Raw genomic sequence first — 15,387 nt, 5'->3', positions numbered from 1 at the left:
GCGAGGCGTTGCCTGGTCACAAGCCAAATAATCGACGTTCCACTAGTGAGCAGTGCTGAGCGGTAGAACGTGTGTCTACACGAACTCAAGCGCCCTGGACAGGTTGAGCCTGCCAGATAAAGCTCCTTAGAAAGGAGGTGATCCAGCCGCACCTTCCGGTACGGCTACCTTGTTACGACTTCGTCCCAATCGCTCGCCCCACCTTCGACAGCTCCCTCCGTAAACGGTTGGGCCACTGGCTTCGGGTGTTGCCAACTTTCGTGACGTGACGGGCGGTGTGTACAAGGCCCGGGAACGTATTCACCGCAGCGTTGCTGATCTGCGATTACTAGCGACTCCGACTTCATGGGGTCGAGTTGCAGACCCCAATCCGAACTGAGACCGGCTTTTTGGGATTCGCTCCACCTTGCGGTATCGCAGCCCTTTGTACCGGCCATTGTAGCATGCGTGAAGCCCTAGGCATAAGGGGCATGATGACTTGACGTCATCCCCACCTTCCTCCGAGTTGACCCCGGCAGTCTCTTATGAGTCCCCACCATGACGTGCTGGCAACATAAGACGAGGGTTGCGCTCGTTGCGGGACTTAACCCAACATCTCACGACACGAGCTGACGACAGCCATGCACCACCTGTATATGAGTGTCCAAAGAGACCTCTATCTCTAGAGGCTTCTCACATATGTCAAACCTAGGTAAGGTTCTTCGCGTTGCATCGAATTAATCCGCATGCTCCGCCGCTTGTGCGGGCCCCCGTCAATTCCTTTGAGTTTTAGCCTTGCGGCCGTACTCCCCAGGCGGGGCGCTTAATGCGTTAGCTGCGGCACGGAACTCGTGGAATGAGTCCCACACCTAGCGCCCAACGTTTACGGTGTGGACTACCAGGGTATCTAATCCTGTTCGCTCCCCACACTTTCGCTCCTCAGCGTCAGGTAATGCCCAGAGAACCGCCTTCGCCACCGGTGTTCCTCCTGATATCTGCGCATTTCACCGCTACACCAGGAATTCCGTTCTCCCCTGCATACCTCTAGTCTGCCCGTATCGGAAGCAGGCTCAGGGTTGAGCCCTGAGTTTTCACTCCCGACGTGACAAACCGCCTACGAGCCCTTTACGCCCAATAATTCCGGACAACGCTCGCACCCTACGTATTACCGCGGCTGCTGGCACGTAGTTGGCCGGTGCTTCTTCTGCAGGTACCGTCACTTTCGCTTCGTCCCTGCTGAAAGAGGTTTACAACCCGAAGGCAGTCATCCCTCACGCGGCGTTGCTGGATCAGGCTTTCGCCCATTGTCCAATATTCCCCACTGCTGCCTCCCGTAGGAGTCTGGGCCGTGTCTCAGTCCCAGTGTGGCCGGTCACCCTCTCAGGCCGGCTACCCGTCGAAGCCTTGGTGAGCCGTTACCTCACCAACAAGCTGATAGGCCGCGAGCTCATCCTTCACCGCCGGAACTTTCCACCACCATCAGATGCCTGAAGTGGTCGTATTCGGTATTAGCTTCCGTTTCCGGAAGTTATCCCAAAGTGAAGGGCAGATTGCTCACGTGTTACTCACCCGTTCGCCGCTCGTGTACTCCCGAAGGAGCCTTACCGCTCGACTTGCATGTGTTAAGCACGCCGCCAGCGTTCGTCCTGAGCCAGGATCAAACTCTCCATTGAAATCTAGCTGCCCGACTGCCGAAGCACTCGAGCAAATCTCTTAGATGTTTTTTCCTGGCAAGAGACCGAATCGCCGACAATGTATTGTCGGAATCATCGTTTCTTACCAAAGGAACCGTCGACCATCAACGCTCGGAAACCGAGCAGATCCAGTCAGACGGGTATCAAACTAATTCGTCGACTTTTGGCACACTGTTGAGTTCTCAAGGATCAAGCGCGCACCGGAGACAGATCGTGAGACCTGCTCGGGGGCAACCTGGTGAAACTTACCGGTCTTGGCGTGTCGAGTCAAATCGACTTCTTGGCCCGGCTCCTCAGCTGCGATCCGTCTGCGTCGAGCAGGACTTGGCCGCTAGTGCGCGCACTTGCCAGCTCCGTGGAGATGGGATCTTGCTGAGGGGATTCGCTCCGGGCCGGCCACCCAGCCTCTCGGCTTTGTGTCCCGCCGCACCGGGCGACAGAGAGAACATTATGGGGATGTTCCGACTTCGTCAAATCGAGTTCGTGTGGTCCGGGCCACATTCAGCGTTGTCGCAGGTCAGAGGCGGTTTTCGGGCTGAGGGCTGTCTGGGTTCGTCCCGTTCTGGGCACAGTACGACGGCGAAACCGGTGAGCCCGAAGAACACCACTGTTGTTCACGAAGTCCCCGGAACGATGCCTCGGGCGTCCCCTGGACGCCTGCAGCCGGCGAGGACCAGCGCTTCGACGAGCTCGGCGGTCAGGTCCGCGAACATCTTCCCGACGCCGGCGGCACCGTCGACAGCAAGCGCGTAGAGCGGCAGACGCCCCAAGAAGATCCCGTCCGCGCCGAGGGCGAGCGCCGTCAGCGCCGAGATCCCGGTGCGCACTCCCCCGTCGACGTAGACCGGGACCTGGCCGTTCACGCGCGCAGCGACTCCATGCAGCGCGTCCGCGGTGGCGACCGCGCGGTCGAGCTGGCGTCCGCCGTGGTTCGAGACCCAGACGGCCGCGGCGCCGGCGACGACCGCAGCGTGCGCAGCCTGCGGTCCTAGCACACCTTTTGCCACCACCGGCAGGCCGGTCGTCTCCCGCAACCACGTGATGTCGGCCGGGCCGAGGTCGCGGGCCTTCGGAGCTTCGGCGGCGGCACCGAGGTTCAGACGCACCTGGTCGGCCGCGCCGGTCCCCCACACCGCGCCGCCGTCGTACTTCGTGGCCACCACCGGTGTGTCGACCGTGAGCACCACGGCGCTCGCACCCGCTTCCACGGCGGCCTCGAGCATCGGTCGGGCGAGTGCGCGGTCCTGCGGCAGGTACGCCTGCAGCCACCAGTGGACGCCCGTCGCGGCGATCTCCGCGAGGGTCGATCCGGCGTTGCTCGAGACAACCATCGGGAGCCCGGCACTGGTGGCCGCCGCCGCCACGGCCACCTCGCCGTCCGGGTGGGCAGCCCGCTGCAGCGTCGTCGGTGCGATCCCGAACGGCGCCCTCGAGGTCCTGCCGAGGAAGTCCGTGCTCAGGTCGACCTCCCGCACGTCCGCGAAGATGCGCGGCACCAGACGGTGGCGCTCCCAGGCAGCGGTCGCCTCGTCCGCACTGGTGCTCTCCCGGGAGCCCTGGCGGTAGTAGCGGTAGACCTCCGCAGGCAGCTTGGCGCGCGCCTGCTCCTCGAGCGACGCGAGCCAGCTGCTCCCGGTGGCCGGACCGGACATCAGCCGATCTCGACCCCGGCCAGGTTCCGCTTGCCTCGGCGCAGGACCAGCCACCCGCCGGCCACGAGGTGTTCGGGGCCGGGGACCAGGTCGGGATCGGTGACGCGCTCGTTGTTGAGGTAGGCGCCGCCTTCGGTGATGGTCCGGCGGGCTTCACCTTTGCTCTTGACCAGGCCCGACTCGACGAGCAGGTCGACGTACGGCGTACCAGGGGCTGCCTTCACGGCTCCGGCTTCACGCAGCGCTGCGCCCAGCGTCCCGGGGTTGAGGTCGGCGAGGTCGCCGCCGCCGAAGAGCGCCGCGGCTGCTGCCTTCGCCTGCTCGGTCTCCGCTGGTCCGTGCACCAGGGTGGTGACCTCGTCGGCCAACGCCTTCTGGCCGGCCCGGCGGAACGGCTCGGCCTCGGTCTGCGCCGCGAGGTCCTCGATCTCCTCGCGCGAGAGGAACGTGAAGACCTTGAGCAGCTCGACCACCTTGGCGTCCTCGGCGTTCAACCAGAACTGGTGGAACGCGTACGGCGACATCATGTCCGGGTCGAGCCACAGGGCGCCGCCCTCGGTCTTGCCGTACTTGGTGCCGTCGGTCTTGGTGATCAGGGGCGTCGCGAACGCATGCGCCTTCCCGGCGTCGGCCCGACGGATCAGCTCGACGCCGCCCGTCAGGTTGCCCCACTGGTCCGAGCCACCGAACTGGAGCGTGACGCCGTACTGGCGGTAGAGCTCGAGGAAGTCCATCGACTGCAGCAGGATGTAGCTGAATTCGGTGTAGGAGATGCCGGCCTCGAGCCGGCTCTTCACCACGTCGCGGGCGAGCATCCGGTTGACCGGGAAGTGCTTGCCGATGTCACGCAGGAAGTCGATGGTCGACAGCGACGCCGTCCAGTCGTAGTTGTTAACCATCGTTGCCGCGTTGTCGCCGTCGAAGGACAAGTAGGGCTCGATCTGGCTGCGGACCCGCTGCACCCAGTCCTTGACCGTGTCGAGCGAGTTCAGGGTCCGCTCGCCGGAGTCGCGGGGGTCACCGATCATGCCGGTCGCTCCGCCGACCAGCGCGAACGGCGTGTGCCCGGCCAGCTGGAGCCGACGCGCGGTCAGGATCTGCACCAGGTTGCCCATGTGCAGGCTCGGGGCTGTCGGGTCGAAACCCACGTAGAACCGCACGCTGCCAGCCGTCAGCGCTTCACGCAGCGCGTCGAGGTCGGTCGAGTGCGCGATCAGGCCGCGCCACTCGAGGTCGTCCAGGAGGTGAGGGTCAACAGTCACGGTGCAAGCCTGCCGTATCCCGCTCCCGTGCGGCCCACCGGGTTTCGGCAAGCTCAACCACCGGAGTCAGCGGATGCCGAACTTCCGCATGAAGCGCATGCCCTGGACGGTCTTCTCGACCTGCTTGGTCCAGTCGGTGTCCGGCGGGTTGCTGAGGACCTGCTTCTTGAGCACGGCGACGTTCTGGACGTCGGTGTACTTCAGCATGCCGGCGTCACCGTGCCGGCTGCCGACGCCCGAGGTCTTGAAGCCGCCCGACGTGCTCTTCTTCGACGCGTACGACGCGGCGAGACCGTCGTTGATGTTGATGTTGCCGGCCTCGATGCGCCGGCCGACCGCTTCGGCGGCCTTGAGGTCCGAGCCCCAGACGCTCGCGTTCAGGCCGTACTCCGTGTCGTTGGCAAGCGCGACCGCCTCGTCGACGGTCTTGTAGGTGTAGATGCTCGTGACCGGTCCGAACGTCTCCATCTTCGCCAGGATCATGTCCGGGGTGATGTCGGTCAGCACGGTCGGCTCGTAGAACGCCGGGCCCAGGTCGGGACGGGCCTTGCCGCCGGTGAGCACGGTCGCGCCCTTCGCAACGGCGTCGTCGACGTGCGACTCGATCCGCTCCCGCTGCGAGACCGAGACCAGTGAGCCCATGTCCGGGCTGAAGTCGTACTTCGCGTCCACGCCGATGGCCTGCGCGGCCTCGACGAAGCGCTTGGTGAACTCGTCCTTGCGCTTCTCCGAGACGTAGATCCGCTCGATGTGCATGCAGGCCTGGCCGGTGTTGAGGAACGCGGCCATGATCGCGCCCGGGATGACCTCGTCGAGGTTCGCGTCGTCCAGGACGATCAACGGGTTCTTGCCGCCGAGCTCCAGGGTGCAGCCGGTGAGGTTCTGGCCGGCCTGGGCACCGATCGTGCGGCCGGTGGCGGTCGACCCGGTGAACATCACGTAGTCGGCGTTCTCGACGATGGTCGGGCCGATGTCCGGGCCCTCGCCGCAGACGATCTGGACCAGGCCCTCGGGCATGCCGGCCTCGTAGAGCAGCCCGACGCCGTACGCGACGTTGAGGGTGGACTTGTTGTCGGGCTTCAGCACGATCCCGTTGCCCGCGATCAGCGCCGGCATCGCGTCCGACAGGCTGGTGGCGAAGGGGAAGTTCCACGGGGAGATCAGGCCGACGACTCCCTTGGGCAACCGCACCTCGGTCGAGGTCGAGACGATCGGGACGACTCCCCCGTGCTTCTTCTCCTTGAGGATCCGCGGCGCCGCCTTGATGTAGTGGCTGGTGACCATGAGGACGTCGCAGGTCTCCTCGAACGCCATCCGGCGCGCCTTGCCGGTCTCGACCTGCATGAGGTCGGCGATGATCAGGCCGTCGCGCAGCAGCAGCTCGTGGAAGGACTTCATCACCTCGATGCGGCGCTTCAGCGGCCACGACGCCCAGACGGCTTGGGCCTTGCGTGCGGCGGCGTACGCGGTCTCGACGTCCTCGGGGCTCGACTGCGGCAGGTCCAGGACCTTCTCGCCGGTGTAGACCTCGGTCAGCGGGTAGGTGCGACCGCTGGTGGAGACGATCATCGCGGTGAGCTTGTCGAGGATCTCGGGCTTGAACGAGGACGGCAGAGTCATGGTGAAACTGTAACTCGTTCTAGTTTCGTTGTCAGCGTCCCGGGAGCCAGAAGTGGAACGAGATCAGGTTGCCGTCGAGGTCGAGCACGTGGAACTCCAACGTGCCGTACTCGGTCTCCGCGGGCGCACCGGTGTCGGTCGGGTGGATCACCCCGGTCGCCGCCAGCTCGGCGTGCAGGTCGTCGACCTCGGCCGCGCTGCTCACCTCGATCCGGCAGCTCGCCGTACCTGCCAGGAAGCTCTCGGCCCCGCTGCGCACCGGTTTGGCGCTGAGGTCCGACCGGGCGAGCCAGTCCTCGTGGTCGGCCGGCCACAGGTTCAGCACGGCCTCGTCGCGACGGAGCACCACCACCCCGTCGTCAGCGTGCAGCACCTCGAAGCCGAGCCGGCTGGTGTAGAAGTCCCGGGCCGCCACCAGGTCGGCCACCGGCAGGGCGGGAATCGTGCGCGTGAGTGCCATGGCCGCAGTCTAGGAACGTCGGGGCTTGGCGGCGACGTACCGGCTCACCGTCGGGTCCCCGTCGATCCAGAACCGCCAGGGTCGGTCGGCGGCGAGTCGGAGGCCGACCCGCGGTCCGACCGCGATCGCGTGCGGGTCCACGGGCTCGCCGAGCTCGAGCCTCACGGGGCCGGCGATCAGGTCGGTTCCGGTGAGGCTGCGGTCCAGGCCGAGCGCGGCGCAGAGCTTCGCGGGGCCGCGAGCCGTTCCCGGCGGCATGCCCTCGATCTCGCCGGCTCGGAAGAGGACCGCGGAGGCGACACCGTCGGGACCGCAGACCACGTTGGCGCAGTGGTGCATCCCGTAGATGAAGTACACGTAGAGCAAGCCCGCAGGGCCGAACATGACCTGGTTGCGCGGGGTGCGTCCGTTCGCGGCGTGGCTGCCGGGGTCGTTCGCACCGTCGTACGCCTCGACCTCGGTGATCCGGGCCGTCACGCCCGCGTGGCTGAGCCGCGCGCCGAGCAGGCGCGGGGCGACCTCGAGGACCGGACCGGCCAGGACGTCGACGAGGGACTCGGGCATGCGTGGATTCTGGCACCCCGCTCTCGATGGGGCCGGATGTCGGTGCCCGGTGCCAGGGTGGGCTCATGCCGGTGGACCTGGACGACGTGCGCGAGGTGGCGCTCGTCCTGCCGCGTGCCTACGAGGCCCAGGTGCGCGAGGCGACCAAGTTCCGGGTCGGCTCCCTGGTCTTCGCGGCTGTCTCCCCCGACGGCACCCGGCTCGGGTTCGGGTTCCCACGGGAGGAGCGCGACGGGTTGGTGGCCGGGGAGCCGGAGAAGTTCCTGCTGCCGCGGCGCTCGGACATGCGGTACCCGTGGGTGGCGGCGCGGATGGAGTCGCTCGACCTCGACGAGCTCCGCGAGCTGATCACCGACGCGTGGGCGATGTGCGTGCCGAAGAAGGTGCGCGAGGCGTGGTTCAAGGAGCAGGAACTCGACTGATCGCTCGCTGCTCGATCACCCGGCTGCCCGGGCTGCCGCGATCCGCGCCCGGAGCTCCGCCAGCTGCTCGGCCACCCGGACCGGTGCGGTGCCGCCGCGACCCGTGCGGGAGGCGACCGAGCCCTCGGCGGTGAGCACGTCGCGCACGCCCGGCGTCAGGTTCGGATCGATCGCGGCGAACTGCTCGTCGGTGAGCTCGTGGAGCTCGATGCCGAGCTCCTCGCAGCGGCGTACGCAGGCGCCGGCGACCTCGTGGGCGACCCGGAACGGCACCCCCTCGCGGACCAACCACTCGGCGATGTCGGTGGCGAGCGAGAACCCCTGCGGCGCGAGCTCGGCCATCCGGGCGGTGTCGAAGGTCAGGGTGGCGATCTGGCCGGCGAACGCGGGCAGCAGGACCTCCAGGGTGTCGACCGCGTCGAAGACCGGCTCCTTGTCCTCCTGCAGGTCGCGGTTGTAGGCGAGCGGGAGCGCCTTCAGGGTCGCCATCAGGCCGGTGAGGTCTCCGATCAGGCGGCCCGCCTTGCCGCGGGCGAGCTCGGAGATGTCCGGGTTCTTCTTCTGCGGCATGATGCTCGACCCGGTGGAGTACGCGTCGTCGAGCGTGACGAAGCCGAATTCCTTGGTCGCCCAGAGGATGACCTCCTCGGCGAGCCGGCTGACGTCGACACCGATCATCGCGGTGACGAAGGCGAACTCGGCGACGAAGTCGCGGGCCGCGGTGCCGTCGATCGAGTTGGCGACCGAACCGGTGAAGCCGAGGTCGGTGGCGACCTGCACCGGGTCGAGACCGAGGCTCGAGCCGGCCAGCGCTCCGGCGCCGTACGGCGACTCGGCCGCCACCCGGGCGTCCCAGTCCGCCAGCCGGTCGACGTCGCGCAGCAGGGGCCAGGCGTGCGCCATCAGGTGGTGCGAGAGCAGCACCGGCTGTGCGTGCTGCAGGTGGGTGCGTCCGGGCATGATGCTGGGCTGGTCTCCGGCCAGGTGCGCCTCTGCCTGGGCGGCGAGAGCGTCGACAAGGTCGAGCACCTGGGCGGTGATCACCCGGGCGTGGTCACGCAGGAACACCTTGAACAGCGTCGCGATCTGGTCGTTCCGGCTCCGACCGGCACGCAGCTTGCCACCGATCTCGGGACCGATCTCGTCGAGCAGCATCCGCTCGAGCGCGCCGTGCACGTCCTCGTCGCTGGGGTCGGGGTGCAGGTCCCCGGCGGCGAACCGCTCCTCCAGGCTGGTCAGTCCGCGCTGAAGCTCGGCCAGGTCGTCATCGCTGAGCAGGCCGGCGGCGTGCAGCGCGCGGGCGTGCGCCTGGGAACCCGCCAGGTCGTACGGCGTCAGCCGCCAGTCGAAGTGGGTGCTCCGGGAGAGCGCCTCGAGCTCCGGGCTCGGTCCGCCGGCGAAGCGGCCGCCCCAGAGCTTGCCTTCGTTGGTGGTGGATTCAGTCATCAGTTCCTCAGATCGGTATCAGGCGTCTCGGCAAGCTCGACGACCGGTTCAGTCGTGCTCGCCGTTGGCGAGGGCGAGGAGGCGTTGGGCCAGCGGCTCACCGCCGGCGGGGTCACGGGAGATGACCAGCACGGTGTCGTCGCCGGCGATGGTGCCGAGGACCGACCCCAGCTCCGCCTTGTCCAGGGCCGAGGCCAGGAAGTTCGCGGCGCCGGGCGGCGTCCGGAGCACGACCATGTTCGCCGAGGCATCCGCGGAGACCAGGAGCTCGGCGCACAGCCGGGCGAGGCGGGCCTCGGAGGCTGCGGACTCGCGGCCGACCACGGGCGTGCGGTCCCCGCCCTCGGCGGGTACGGCGTAGACGAGCGCACCGGAGGCGACCCGGACCTTGACCGCGTCCAGCTCGACGAGATCGCGGGAGAGCGTCGCCTGGGTGACGTGGATGCCGGCGTCCGCGAGCCGGTCGGCCAGCTCGGTCTGCGACTTGATCTCGGTGGTCGCGAGCAGCTCCACGATCTGCTGCTGCCGCGCTGTCTTGGTCAGCGGTGCGTGGGCCGTCATCGGAGCAACCAGGTGATGATCGCCTTCTGGGCGTGCCGGCGGTTCTCGGCCTCGTCCCAGATCACGCTCTGCGGGCCGTCGAGGACCTCGGCGGTGATCTCCTTGCCCCGGTACGCCGGCAGGCAGTGCAGCACGATCGCGTCGTCGGCGCCGAGTGCCAGCAGGTCCTCGTTGAGCTGCCACGGCCGGAAGACCTCGGCGCGGTCGGCCGACTCGGCCTCCTTGCCCATCGAGACCCAGGTGTCGGTGACCAGGACGTCGGCACCGTCGGCTGCCTTCGTCGGGTCCAGCACGATCTCGGCCGACCCCCCGGTGCCCGCGGCGATCTCCTGCGCCCGCGCCAGGATCCCGGAGTCCGGCTGGAAGCCGTCCGGTCCGCTGACGCGCACGTGCATCCCGGCGGCCGCCCCGGAGAGCAGGTAGGAGTGGCCCATGTTGCAGGCCGCGTCGCCGAGGAACGTCATCGTCAGACCGGCCGTGGCGCCCTTGTGCTCCCGAACGGTGAGCAGGTCGGCCAACGTCTGGCAGGGGTGGAACTGGTCGGTGAGCGCGTTGACGACGGGCACGCCGGCGTACGCGGCCATCTCCTCGATCCGGCTCTGGTCGTGGGTGCGCCACACGATCAGGCTCGACTGACGTCCCAGGACGCGGGCGACGTCGGCGATCGACTCGCGGGTGCCGATCTGGGCCAGGGTGCCGTCGACCACCATCGGGTTGCCCCCGAGCTCGGCGATGCCGGCGACGAAGGAGGCCTGGGTCCGCAGGGTCGGCTTGTCGAAGATGATCGCCACGGTCTGCGGACCCGCCAGCGGCTTGTGGGAGTACGGCGCCGCCTTCAGCTCGGCGGCGAGGTCGAGGACCTCGTTCAGCTCGACCGGGGTCAGGTCGTCGTCGCGCAGGAAGTGCTGGGTCGTCATGCCGTGCCTCCGAAGGCCGCGTCGAGGATCCCGGGCCAGGCGGCGAGGAACGCGCTCGCGTCCTCGTCGGTGAGCACCAGAGCCGGCGCCAGCCGGATCCGGTCGGGGGTGGGGTTGTTGACGATGTAGCCCGCCGCCAGCGCCGCAGCACCGACCTCGGCGCTCAGCGGCTCGGACAGGGTGATGCCGATCAGCAGGCCCTTGCCCCGGACCTCGACCACGCGAGGATCGGCCAGGAGTCCGTCGCGCAGCTTCTGGCCGAGCAGGAGCGTCCGTTCGAGCAGGTCCTCGGACTCGATCACGCCGATCACCGCCAGCGCCGCGGCGCAGGCCACCGGGTTGCCGCCGAAGGTGGTGCCGTGGTTGCCCGGCTCGAGGAGGTGCGCGGCATCGCCCAGCGCGATGCAGGCACCGATCGGGAAGCCACCGCCGAGCCCCTTGGCGACCGTGACGAGGTCGGGCGGCGTCTCGACGAGCTCGTCGACCGCGTGGTGCGCGAACCAGGCGCCCGTGCGCCCCATGCCGGTCTGGATCTCGTCGAGCCAGAGCAGCGCGCCCTTCTCGCGGGTGATCCGCCGGGCGGCGGCCAGGTAGCCGGCCGGGGGCTCGAGGACGCCTGCCTCGCCCTGGAACGGCTCGAGGATGACGGCAGCGGTCTCCCTCGGTGACGGCAGCGGCCAGCGCGGCCTCGTCGCCGTACGGGACGAAGGTGACGTGTCCGGGGAGCGGCTCGAAGGGAGCCCGGTAGGCCTCCTTCGAGGTGAGGGCGAGCGCCCCCATGGTCCGGCCGTGGAAGCCGTCGAGGGCGGCGACCAGGTGGGTGCGACCGGTACGCCGGGTGACCTTGAGCGCGGCTTCGTTGGCCTCGGCGCCGGAGTTGGTGAAGAAGACGCGGCCGTCCGGGGTCGTCGAGCCCGTCGAGACGAGGTCCAGCAGCTTCTCGGCGAGCTCCACCTGCGGCCGGGTGAGGAAGAGGTTGGAGACGTGGCCCAGCGTGCTCATCTGCTCAGTCACGGCGGCGACCAGGGCGGGGTGGCCGTGCCCGAGCGCGTTGACCGCGATGCCACCGAGGAGGTCGACGTACTCGGTGCCGTCCTCGTCCCACACGTGCGTGCCGGAACCCTTGACCAGGGCCACCTTCGGGACGCCGAACGTGTTCATCAGCGCGCCGGCGTAGCGCTCCTTGAGCGTGCTCATGAGGATCCCTTCGCCTTCCGGATCTTGGTGACGACGCCGGGCAGCACCTGGGTGCCGACGCCCTCGTCGGTGAACAGCTCGAGCAGGACCGCGTGCGGTTCGCGGCCGTCCACCACGGTGGCGCGCGGCACTCCCCCGTTGACGGCTGCCAGGCAGGCAGCCATCTTCGGGACCATGCCGCTCTCCAGGCTGGGCATCAGCTCGGCCAGCGACTCCGGGCTGATCTCGCCGATGACGTCGTCGCTGTTGCCGTAGTCCCGGTAGAGACCCTCGACATCGGTCAGGACCAGGAGCTTCTCGGCACCGAGCGCGGCAGCCAGCGCGGCCGCGGCCGTGTCGGCGTTCACGTTGTGCACGGCGCCGTCCTCGTCGGGCGCGACGGAGGAGATGACCGGGATCCGGCCGGCGTCGATGACGTCCTGCACGGCCTCGGGCCGTACGGCGGCGACCTCGCCGACGAGGCCGAGGTCGATCTCCTCGCCGTCGATGATCAGGTTGGTGCGCTCGGCCGTGAACAGACCGCCGTCCTCTCCCGAGAGCCCCACCGCGAGCGGGCCGTGCTGGTTGATCAGGCCGACCAGCTCGCGCTGCACCTGCCCGACCAGCACCATCCGGACGACGTCCATCGCCTCGTCGGTGGTGACCCGCAGGCCACCCCTGAACTCGCTCTTGATGCCGAGGCGGTCGAGCATCGAGGAGATCTGCGGCCCCCCGCCGTGCACGACGACGGGCTTGAAGCCGGCCATCCGCAGGAACACGATGTCCTCGGCGAACGCCTTCTTCAGCTCGTCGTCGACCATGGCGTTGCCGCCGTACTTCACCACGACGATCTTGCCGTGGTACTGCTTCAGCCAGGGCAGGGCGGCGGCCAGCGTCGCCGCCTTGGCGGGCTCGACAGCCGGTCGCATCTCGTCATCGATCACGGGCTCTCCCGGGGTGCTCATGAGCTGTACGCGCTGTTCTCGTGGACGTAGGCGTGGGTCAGGTCGTTCGTCCACACGGTCGCCCGCTCGGACCCGGCCTTCAGATCGATCGTGACGGTGACCTCCCGGGCGTCCAGGTTCACCCCTGCCGGGTCCTCGGCCGGGGTCGACGCCTTGCAGACCCACACGCCGTTCATCGCGACGTCCAGATCGGCCGGGTCGAACGCAGCCGTCGTCGTGCCGACGCTGGCCAGCACCCGGCCCCAGTTCGGGTCCTTCCCGAAGACGGCCGCCTTGAACAGGTTGCTCCGCGCCACGCTGCGCCCGACCTCGACGGCTTCGTCCTCGGACGCAGCGTTGAGCACGGTGATGGCGATCTCGTGGTCGGCGCCCTCGGCGTCGGCGAGCAGCTGCATCGCCAGGTCGGTGCAGACCTGGGTCAGCGCGTGCGTGAAGTCGGCCCGAGCCGGGGTGATCCCGCTGGCGCCGCTGGCCATCACGGTCACGGTGTCGTTGGTCGACATGCAGCCGTCGGAGTCGAGCCGGTCGAAGCTGACCCGGGTCGCAGCGCGCAGGGCAGCGTCGAGGTCGGCGGCCGGGACGACCGCGTCGGTGGTGATGACGACGAGCATCGTGGCGAGCTGCGGCGCCAGCATGCCGGCGCCCTTCGCCATGCCGCCGATGCTCCAACCGGCGCCTTCGACGACGACCTGCTTGGAGACGGTGTCGGTGGTCATGATCGCGGCGGCCGCGTCGGCCCCGCCCTCGGCCGAGAGACCGGCGACGGCGGCGTCGACCCCGTCGAGGAGGTTCTGTCTCGGGTTGGCCAGCCCGATGAGGCCGGTCGAGCAGACGACGACGTCGATCGCACCGATACCGAGTCCGGCCGCGACCTGCTCCGCGACCGCGTGCGTGGTCTGGAAGCCTTCGGGGCCGGTGTAGCAGTTCGCTCCCCCGGAGTTCAGGACGACCGCCTTGACGGTGCCGTCCTTGACGACCTCCTGGCTCCACAGGACGGGGTTGGCCTTGCAGCGGTTCGCGGTGAACACGGTGGCGGAGTCGAAGGTCGGGCCCTGGTTGACGACGAGGGCGAGGTCCTGGGCTCCGGTGGACTTCAGGCCGGCGGGTACGCCGGCAGCGACGAAGCCGGCGGGGTGGGTCACGCTCATGGGATCTCTCAGTTCTAGGAAGGGTTGACGACGGGGGCGGGGGTCACGGTGTGCCCTCGTCGTCGCCACTCCTCGGCCGCGGCGGCGGCCTTCTCGGTCGGGACCAGGATCCAGTCGGTCGGGAAGGTCGACAGCGTGAAGACGCTGATTCCGGCCTCGGCCAACGGCGCGAGGATGCCGAGCAGCACGCCGGTCAGAGCGAAGTCGAGCTCGTCGGCCACCGCGAAGGCCGTGAACGGGCCCTGCTGCTTGACCTTCTTCGGCACCGAGCGTCCGGCGCTGACCAGCGTCGTCTCGGTGGCGGTGGCGATGATCGCGAAGACCGAGGAGGACTCGGCCCAGGACGGCACGTCGGCCCCCGCGGGCAGCGACGCCACCACGAGCTTCTCGGGGTACTGGTGCAGGGTGTAGGTCTGCTCGCTGCTCACGGTCACCATCATGGCGCCACCCCCACGGCGGAGAGGCCGGTCGTCTCGGGCAGGCCGAGGGCGAGGTTCATGCACTGGACCGCGGCACCGGCGGTGCCCTTGGCGAGGTTGTCGACGGCACCCACGACGACGACCCGACCCGCGGTCTCGTCGAGGGCGAGCTGGAGGTGGACGCTGTTGGAGCCGTGAACGGCCTTGGTGCTGGGCCACTGGCCCTCGGGCAGCAGGTGCACGAACGGCTCGTCGGCGTACGCCTCGGCGTAGGCGGCGCGCAGGTCCTCGGCGCTCACTCCGTCGAGAACCGGCGCGGTGCAGGTGGCCAGGATCCCCCGCGGCATCGGGGCGAGCAGCGGCGTGAACGAGACCCGGACGTCCGAGCCGGTCAGCGCACCGAGGTTCTGGATGATCTCCGGACCGTGCCGGTGGACGCCCCCGACGCCGTACGGGGCTCATCGAGCCCATCACCTCGCTGCCGAGCAGGTGCGGCTTTGCGGCCTTGCCGGCTCCGCTGGTGCCGGACGCGGCGACGATCACGATGTCCGCGGGATCCACCAGGTCGGCGGCCACGGCCGGTGCGAGCGCCAGCGTCGACACCGTCGGGTAGCAGCCCGGGACGGCCACCCTCCGGGCACCGCTGAGCACCGTCCGCTGGCCGGGAAGCTCGGGGAGCCCGTAGGGCCAGGACCCGGCGTGGGGCGTTCCGTAGAACTTCTCCCACACGGCTGAGTCGGTGAGCCGGAAGTCGGCACCGCAGTCGATGATGACGACGTCGTCCCCGAGCGCCTCGGCGTACTCGGCGGACTGCCCGTGCGGCAGCGCGAGGAACACCACGTCGTGGCCCGAGAGCGTCTCGACGGTCGTGTCGGCCAGGACCCGGTCGGCCAGCGGCACCAGGTGCGGCTGGAGCGCACCGAGGGTCTCGCCGGCGTTCGCGCCCGCGGTCAGCGTGCCGATCTGCACGTCCGGATGACCCAGCAGCAGGCGCAGGACCTCGCCACCGGCGTATCCGCTGGCTCCGGCGACAGCGACCTTGAGAGGACTCATATGCATGACTATACATAACTATGTATGTATGTGCGAACAGGATGGTCGA

12 protein-coding genes, 1 rRNA gene and 3 pseudogenes are annotated in these 15,387 nt (G+C 68.6%); 1 reads left to right on the top strand and 15 read right to left on the bottom strand.

The features are described from left to right. Positions 1-130 precede the first annotated feature (130 nt). From ABIE44_RS18575 to ABIE44_RS18550, 6 genes are all read right to left on the bottom strand, one after another. Positions 131-1,652 (bottom strand): 16S ribosomal RNA (locus tag ABIE44_RS18575). Positions 1,653-2,287: 635 nt separating this feature from the next. Continuing rightward, positions 2,288-3,325, bottom strand: a complete 1,038-nt coding sequence (locus ABIE44_RS18570) for an alpha-hydroxy acid oxidase (protein WP_209714195.1) — start codon at positions 3,323-3,325, stop codon at positions 2,288-2,290. Next, positions 3,325-4,587 carry a tyrosine--tRNA ligase gene (gene tyrS, locus ABIE44_RS18565; protein ID WP_209714197.1) on the bottom strand — a complete coding sequence of 421 codons (1,263 nt, stop codon included), beginning with the start codon at positions 4,585-4,587 and terminating at the stop codon, positions 3,325-3,327. Before tyrS ends, ABIE44_RS18570 begins: the two co-directional genes overlap by 1 nt. Positions 4,588-4,653: 66 nt before the next feature. Beyond that, positions 4,654-6,207 carry a succinic semialdehyde dehydrogenase gene (locus ABIE44_RS18560; RefSeq protein WP_209714199.1) on the bottom strand — a complete coding sequence of 518 codons (1,554 nt, stop codon included), beginning with the start codon at positions 6,205-6,207 and terminating at the stop codon, positions 4,654-4,656. Between the two features lie 31 nt (positions 6,208-6,238). Then, positions 6,239-6,667, bottom strand: coding sequence for a VOC family protein (locus ABIE44_RS18555; protein WP_209714201.1), 429 nt, complete (start codon positions 6,665-6,667; stop codon positions 6,239-6,241). A 9-nt stretch (positions 6,668-6,676) separates the two neighbouring features. Next, the gene (locus tag ABIE44_RS18550; protein ID WP_209714205.1) at positions 6,677-7,231 is read right to left on the bottom strand and encodes a DNA-3-methyladenine glycosylase; all 555 of its coding nucleotides are present in this window, start codon (positions 7,229-7,231) and stop codon (positions 6,677-6,679) included. A gap of 65 nt (positions 7,232-7,296) precedes the next feature. Here ABIE44_RS18550 and ABIE44_RS18545 point away from each other — a divergent pair, with 65 nt between their 5' ends. Further along, entirely contained in the window at positions 7,297-7,653 is a 357-nt protein-coding gene (locus ABIE44_RS18545; RefSeq protein ID WP_209714207.1) for an MmcQ/YjbR family DNA-binding protein, read from the top strand. 15 nt (positions 7,654-7,668) lie between these two features. Here the strand turns inward: ABIE44_RS18545 and argH are convergent, their stop codons facing one another. From argH to argC, 9 genes and pseudogenes are all read right to left on the bottom strand, one after another. Further along, positions 7,669-9,099 (bottom strand): argininosuccinate lyase, encoded by a 1,431-nt coding sequence (gene argH / locus ABIE44_RS18540; RefSeq protein ID WP_209714209.1) that lies wholly within the window; start codon positions 9,097-9,099, stop codon positions 7,669-7,671. 48 nt (positions 9,100-9,147) lie between these two features. After that, entirely contained in the window at positions 9,148-9,660 is a 513-nt protein-coding gene (locus ABIE44_RS18535) for an arginine repressor (RefSeq protein ID WP_209714211.1), read from the bottom strand. Beyond that, the gene (argF, locus tag ABIE44_RS18530) at positions 9,657-10,577 is read right to left on the bottom strand and encodes an ornithine carbamoyltransferase (RefSeq protein ID WP_209714213.1); all 921 of its coding nucleotides are present in this window, start codon (positions 10,575-10,577) and stop codon (positions 9,657-9,659) included. Before argF ends, ABIE44_RS18535 begins: the two co-directional genes overlap by 4 nt. Continuing rightward, positions 10,574-11,221 (bottom strand): aminotransferase class III-fold pyridoxal phosphate-dependent enzyme, encoded by a 648-nt coding sequence (locus tag ABIE44_RS18525; RefSeq protein WP_354438411.1) that lies wholly within the window; start codon positions 11,219-11,221, stop codon positions 10,574-10,576. The genes argF and ABIE44_RS18525 overlap by 4 nt, the downstream gene beginning before the upstream one ends. Before the next feature lie 85 nt (positions 11,222-11,306). Further along, a pseudogene (locus tag ABIE44_RS18520) lies at positions 11,307-11,738 on the bottom strand (aminotransferase class III-fold pyridoxal phosphate-dependent enzyme); the annotation flags it as partial. A 32-nt stretch (positions 11,739-11,770) separates the two neighbouring features. Continuing rightward, positions 11,771-12,718, bottom strand: coding sequence for an acetylglutamate kinase (gene argB, locus ABIE44_RS18515; RefSeq protein WP_354438298.1), 948 nt, complete (start codon positions 12,716-12,718; stop codon positions 11,771-11,773). Continuing rightward, positions 12,715-13,866, bottom strand: coding sequence for a bifunctional glutamate N-acetyltransferase/amino-acid acetyltransferase ArgJ (argJ, locus tag ABIE44_RS18510; RefSeq protein ID WP_209714217.1), 1,152 nt, complete (start codon positions 13,864-13,866; stop codon positions 12,715-12,717). The genes argB and argJ overlap by 4 nt, the downstream gene beginning before the upstream one ends. Positions 13,867-13,880: 14 nt before the next feature. Next, a pseudogene (locus ABIE44_RS19640) lies at positions 13,881-14,075 on the bottom strand (ACT domain-containing protein); the annotation flags it as partial. A 227-nt stretch (positions 14,076-14,302) separates the two neighbouring features. Next, positions 14,303-15,344: pseudogene (gene argC / locus ABIE44_RS18500) on the bottom strand (N-acetyl-gamma-glutamyl-phosphate reductase). Positions 15,345-15,387 lie beyond the last annotated feature (43 nt).

Source organism: Marmoricola sp. OAE513 (assembly GCF_040546585.1).
Lineage (GTDB): Bacteria > Actinomycetota > Actinomycetes > Propionibacteriales > Nocardioidaceae > Marmoricola.
This window is presented reverse-complemented; position numbering and strand designations above follow the sequence as displayed.